We start from the raw sequence: 4814 nt of genomic DNA, 5'->3' as shown, positions 1-4814 counted from the left end.
GAGCGCCGAGGCAAGACGTCCGATGCGTTCTCTGGTCTGCCGATAGGTTTGACGCTTGAGATCGCGGTAGACGATCTCCTGATCCGGCGCCTGCACGCGCGGTGTGTGCCACAGCTGCTTGAAGATGAGCGGATAGTGATAGGCGGATTTGGCAGTCTGAATCAGCCTTCCAACCATGGAAGCCTCCCTCGACCTGGCATGTCCTCCGACCGTGACGTCCGCAGTTCTTGAGCGCGCGGATCGCGTGGTCTGCCGTCTTGCGTCACGACGGTTTGACCGAGTGACACTAGAACGAAGCCTCGCGTGACGCCCGAGATTTGTGAAGGTCCGAAACGGACATCGCAGGGGTCTCAACCGGACAAGGTGCACTCGTCAGCGGCAGTGGTCTTTACCGAAATTGCTCTCGTGCCGTCCCCATCGTGATTTCGCCGCTCCGATTTTTTGCTGCTGCGCAACAAGGCGACCCCATTGATAGGTCTTGGGTTGTGGCGCGAACCGGCTATGTTCCAAGGAGCCGGCGAGCGGACATCCGCTCAGGCCAAGTTTGCGGCGCTTCGGGACCTAGGGAAAGGCTGGTTCACTTTGCAACCAACCATGCGACTGAAGAAGCCTTTGGGCTCCCGAGACGGGATCCTGACTGTCGGCACCAGCGACAAGGTCTATGAGACAACCAAGCTCGGCGCTGTCTTCGACATGCTGGCCAGCGCCGGCGTGCCGGCCGACGCCATCCTGCGCGACACCAAGATTCCGCTAGCCGACGTTCATTCTCCGCAAGCGCGGATCTCGCTGACGCAGCTGACGAAGGTCTGCCAGAACGCGTTGCGCCTGTCGACCGACCGTCATCTGCCCTATCGCATCGGCGCATCGATCCACATCTCGACATACGGAATGTACGGCTATGCGCTGCTCTGTTGCCCGGACTTCCGCAAGGCGATGGAATTTGCAATGCGCTACCACGCGCTCGCGGCACCGCTGGCGACAATCGACTTCACCGAGGACAAGGCCTCTGCGAGATGGACCATCGAGCCCAATCTGCACGCGCAGGCCGATTCCGCGCTTTACCGATTCGTCACCGAGATGCAGATCGGCATCCACATCTCGTTGATGCGCGACATCATGGGGCCGGGCTTCGCCCCCACCGAAATCACGCTCGCCTATTCGCAAGGACCGGACTTCGAACTTCCGCTCGATCATCTGGGATGCCCGGCGCGCTTCGATCAGCCGGCCAGCCAGATCGTCTTCAAGGCGCAATGGCTGGATCGGAGCGCGGATCTCGGCAACAAGACGACCTACCCGACCATCGTGGCCCTTTGCGACGACTTGCTCGGAGACTTGAGATTGCGGACCGGCGTTGCCGGAAAAATTCGTGCCATCCTGCTTCGCGACATCGCAAATCCCCCGACTTTCGAAGCCATCGCGAAGCTGGTCGGCGTGAACGACCGATCGTTGCGTCGCCAGCTTCGACTGCAAGGCTTTTCGTTTCGGGGACTGCACGACGAGCTGCGGACCCAGATTGCCCTGAAATATCTCCGCAACACGACGCTGGCCAACGACGATATCGCTTTGGCACTCGGCTTCAGCGACGCGGCGAACTTCAGGCGCGCGTTCCACCGGTGGACGAACAAGGCACCGAGCGATATCCGCGGCGAATGATCGCAAGCTGCGATCCCTCACCGCCTCACCGGGGCAGACACTAATAGGCGTAGGACGTCTTGCCCGGCTGCACGGTCAGCCGAAACGCAACATCGGTCGAGCCATCCATCAGCTCGATCATGTGATCGCACACCAGGCATCGAAACTCGCCTGCGACGCCGCCCTTTGACGTCAACTCGATCCGGCGATAGCCGGCCTGGCAATGGGGGCACGTCACGTCAGATTTTCGCATGGAATCAGCAAGCCGTTGCACGTTCTATTGTCCACATGCCCATCGTCAGAAATGTGACGGCGTCACGATCTGTGAGAAGCTGGCGTCGGGTCGCGCGATCGTTATCGATGACTGAAAACGGGCGCTGGCGGGCGATAGGGAAAGGCGGAGACCCCGAAGTTGCGGCCATATTGCTGCTGCACCGCCGGGACGTTGACCACGCCCACCTTGAGATCCTGCGACTTCGCGTCGATCGGCGGCGTGTTGGTCACGGGCGGATTGACCTGATCGACCTGCTTCTTCAACCGCTCGTTGATGCAGCCAAGCGAGGCCGCATCGCCGCAGCGCTCGGCGGGAGCACTGCCGCCGCCACCTCTTGCCGCAGCCCGGCCGGTGCCGCCACTGGTGTCGCGGTTGAGGTTGACCGTCGGCGGAGGTGCGCCGACGACAATTTCCGGCAGCGGCGTGTGCTGCTGCGTCTGAGCCTGTGCCGGCAGCGCCGACAATCCGGCAGCGGCGATCGCCAAGATGAATGCTTTCATCGGTACTGCTCCTTGCAGAACCAGAACTGTTTCAAACGATAGGAAGCCAAAGGAGGATATCAAGCCGGCGATATCAATGACGGCGGCATAGCCGCTCGTTACTTCCCTCCCCGGGCCTGGATCACAAGCGCGTTCAGCCGCGTGTTGAGCGCGACAAGGTCGACGCGTCCGATACGGCCGCCGCCGCCGAGGCATTTGCGGCCACATCCGCCGCCACCAGCGCCACCACGCCCAGGTTCGCCGAAGGTCGCGACCGGCACGGTGCCCGTCACCCGGAAGCCGCGGACAAACAGCCGGGCGCGCACCGCCACGCAATAGTTCACCGACAGATAGGAGAAGCGGGTCTCGCCGTGACCTGCGCGGTACTTCATGACCGCCGTGCAGAGGTCGCCGCCGGCACGTCGCCACGCTTCCGCAAGGTACATGACACCGAAGTGAATGTTGTTTTCGGGAATCGCAAGCTCGGCTAGCGAGCCGGAAAAGCCGAGCATGCGCGCGGTCGACGGCAGGAGCTGCATCAGGCCGATTTCGCCGACGCCGCCGATCACATCGGGATTGTAACCGCTTTCCACGCCCATCACGGCCTCGGCGATCTCAGGGGCTAGCCCGGTTCCAGCCGCCTCCTTCTCGATCAGCGCGCGATAGCGCATGCGCGCATCCGAAACCGCGGCCTGGCTCGCGGGCGCAGGCGGGAGGTTTTTCCCGCCGGCATCCTTTGCAAGATCCTTGGCCGGTTTCGTCGCCGCTTCGGCTGGCGGCTTTGCCGTCGCGTCGGCGGAAGGCTCGGCCGAATCGACCGCGGCAAAGCGCATGCTGAATGACGGGGCCGCCGTCTCCCCCTGCGCGCGAACGGGCTGCGCAAAACCAAGCGCGAGCGCGAGGCCACCGGCTGCGATGCAGCTGCTCCAGCGACGAGCAGGATCGAGCCGCTTCCGCCGTCGGCTGAAGCAGCTCGCCTTCATCGTGGAGGCCCCGTCATACATGGGTCGCTTGCAGTCCTGATCGTCGCGCGCCGGCGCGGCTACTGGATGGTGGGAACCGCCCCCGCTTCCGCGGTGCGCTCATGCGCCGGCTGCTGGGCCGACGCACCGGGTTGCGGAGCGGCAGCGGCCGCGCCACTCCGGGCAGCGAGCTTCGGCAACTCCTCACGCAGATACGCGATCAACTCCTGAACCAGCCGGTCCCAGACCTCGATCTGCGCCCGCACAAAGTTCGGCGCCACACCACCGGCGACGGAGACATCGAGGCAGAACATCAGGAACGGCTGGCTGAACTGCAGCCGCCCGAACCGCCGCGTCGTGTTCCAGCGGTTGACGAGGTCGAGCGGCAGCTCGCCCTGCACCTGGAGCGTGGTGACCAGCATGACGTCGACAAAACTCTGTTCCTCACCGACCAGCTGATTCCCCGGCCGGATCTCGAAGCCCAGCCCCGCCGTCGCCGAGCGCAGATAGGTCGTGTTGGCGACCGGATCGGTCAGCGTTTCGACACGATAACCGCCGTTCTGAAAGCTGTCGCGCAAGTCTTCGAGCGTGAGCTTGGTGATGATCTCGGACATCTTGGTCTCCGTGTTATTTCTTCGACGCGTCGAGCAGGCTCGACAGTGCAAGCTCGTTGAGGACAGGCGGATGCTGCTTCAGCAGCTCGGCGAGATAGCCCCGCCGCATCATCGTCGACCGCTCGGAGCGGATCTGCAGCACCAGCTGGTCACGCACTTCCGGCAGGGTGCGGGTGTAGGACGCCTTGGTGTCGATCAGCTTGATGATGTGCCAGCCGTCGTCGAGCTTGATCGGCTCGGACACACTGTTCTTGGCGAGCCCCATCACCTGGCTGCGGATCTCCGGACGAATCTGGGTCTCCGCAACCCATCCGAGGTCGCCGGCATCCTTGGCCGCGTTGTTGTCGCCGCGCGCGATCGCCGCGAAGTCCGCTCCCGGCGCCTTCAGCTTGCGCTGCACGTCGTCGAGCTCCTGCCTGGCCTTGTCCTCGGCAGCCTTGTCACCCTCCTTCGGAGCGGCGATGAAGATCTGCGCGAGCTGGAATTGCCGCGGCATCAGGAATGCGGCGCGATTGGCCTCATAGACCTTCTGCAGATCGTCCTCGCTCGGGAAGTTCGCCGGTGGCGTCGACACCGATTGCAGATAGAGCTCGACGACCGCACCCTCGCGGGCTCGCTCGAGCTGCGCCGCGATGGCGGGTTGCTGATCCCATTTCTTTGCAACCGCCTCCTGCAGCACGAGGCGATTGGCAAGCAGCAGCCGCACCGCCTGGCTGAGCATCGCCGGATCCTTGGCGAGCGCAGCCTGCTCGCGCGGGGCGAGCGCGGCAACATAGCTGCGGAGATCATCGGCCGAGATGTTGGTGTCGCCGACGCGCGCGATGACATTCTCCGGCGCGGTGGCGGGCTTCGG

General features: G+C 63.8%; 6 protein-coding genes. 1 reads left to right on the top strand and 5 read right to left on the bottom strand.

Annotated elements, in window-relative coordinates; all coding sequences use genetic code 11:
* The first annotated feature begins 594 nt into the window (after positions 1-594).
* Complete coding sequence (locus tag H8A95_RS41580) at positions 595-1653, top strand: AraC family transcriptional regulator (protein ID WP_229188250.1); 1059 nt, start codon at positions 595-597, stop codon at positions 1651-1653.
* Positions 1654-1693: 40 nt separating this feature from the next.
* Here the strand turns inward: H8A95_RS41580 and H8A95_RS41575 are convergent, their stop codons facing one another.
* The 5 genes from H8A95_RS41575 to H8A95_RS41555 form a co-directional block, all read right to left on the bottom strand.
* The gene (locus tag H8A95_RS41575) at positions 1694-1870 is read right to left on the bottom strand and encodes an MJ0042-type zinc finger domain-containing protein (RefSeq protein ID WP_307756240.1); all 177 of its coding nucleotides are present in this window, start codon (positions 1868-1870) and stop codon (positions 1694-1696) included.
* A 116-nt stretch (positions 1871-1986) separates the two neighbouring features.
* Positions 1987-2406, bottom strand: coding sequence for a hypothetical protein (locus tag H8A95_RS41570; RefSeq protein ID WP_229188249.1), 420 nt, complete (start codon positions 2404-2406; stop codon positions 1987-1989).
* 98 nt (positions 2407-2504) lie between these two features.
* A complete protein-coding gene (locus tag H8A95_RS41565; protein WP_338028083.1) occupies positions 2505-3389 on the bottom strand; it encodes a lytic transglycosylase domain-containing protein in 885 nt (294 codons plus the stop codon).
* A gap of 38 nt (positions 3390-3427) precedes the next feature.
* Entirely contained in the window at positions 3428-3961 is a 534-nt protein-coding gene (locus H8A95_RS41560; protein WP_229188248.1) for a YbjN domain-containing protein, read from the bottom strand.
* A 13-nt stretch (positions 3962-3974) separates the two neighbouring features.
* Positions 3975-4814: peptidylprolyl isomerase (locus H8A95_RS41555; protein WP_229188247.1), on the bottom strand; the 840-nt coding region annotated here is incomplete at its 5' end.

The organism is Bradyrhizobium oropedii (assembly GCF_020889685.1).
Lineage (GTDB): Bacteria > Pseudomonadota > Alphaproteobacteria > Rhizobiales > Xanthobacteraceae > Bradyrhizobium > Bradyrhizobium oropedii.
The sequence above is the reverse complement of the archived record's forward strand: the minus strand, read 5'-3'. Positions and strand labels throughout refer to the sequence as shown.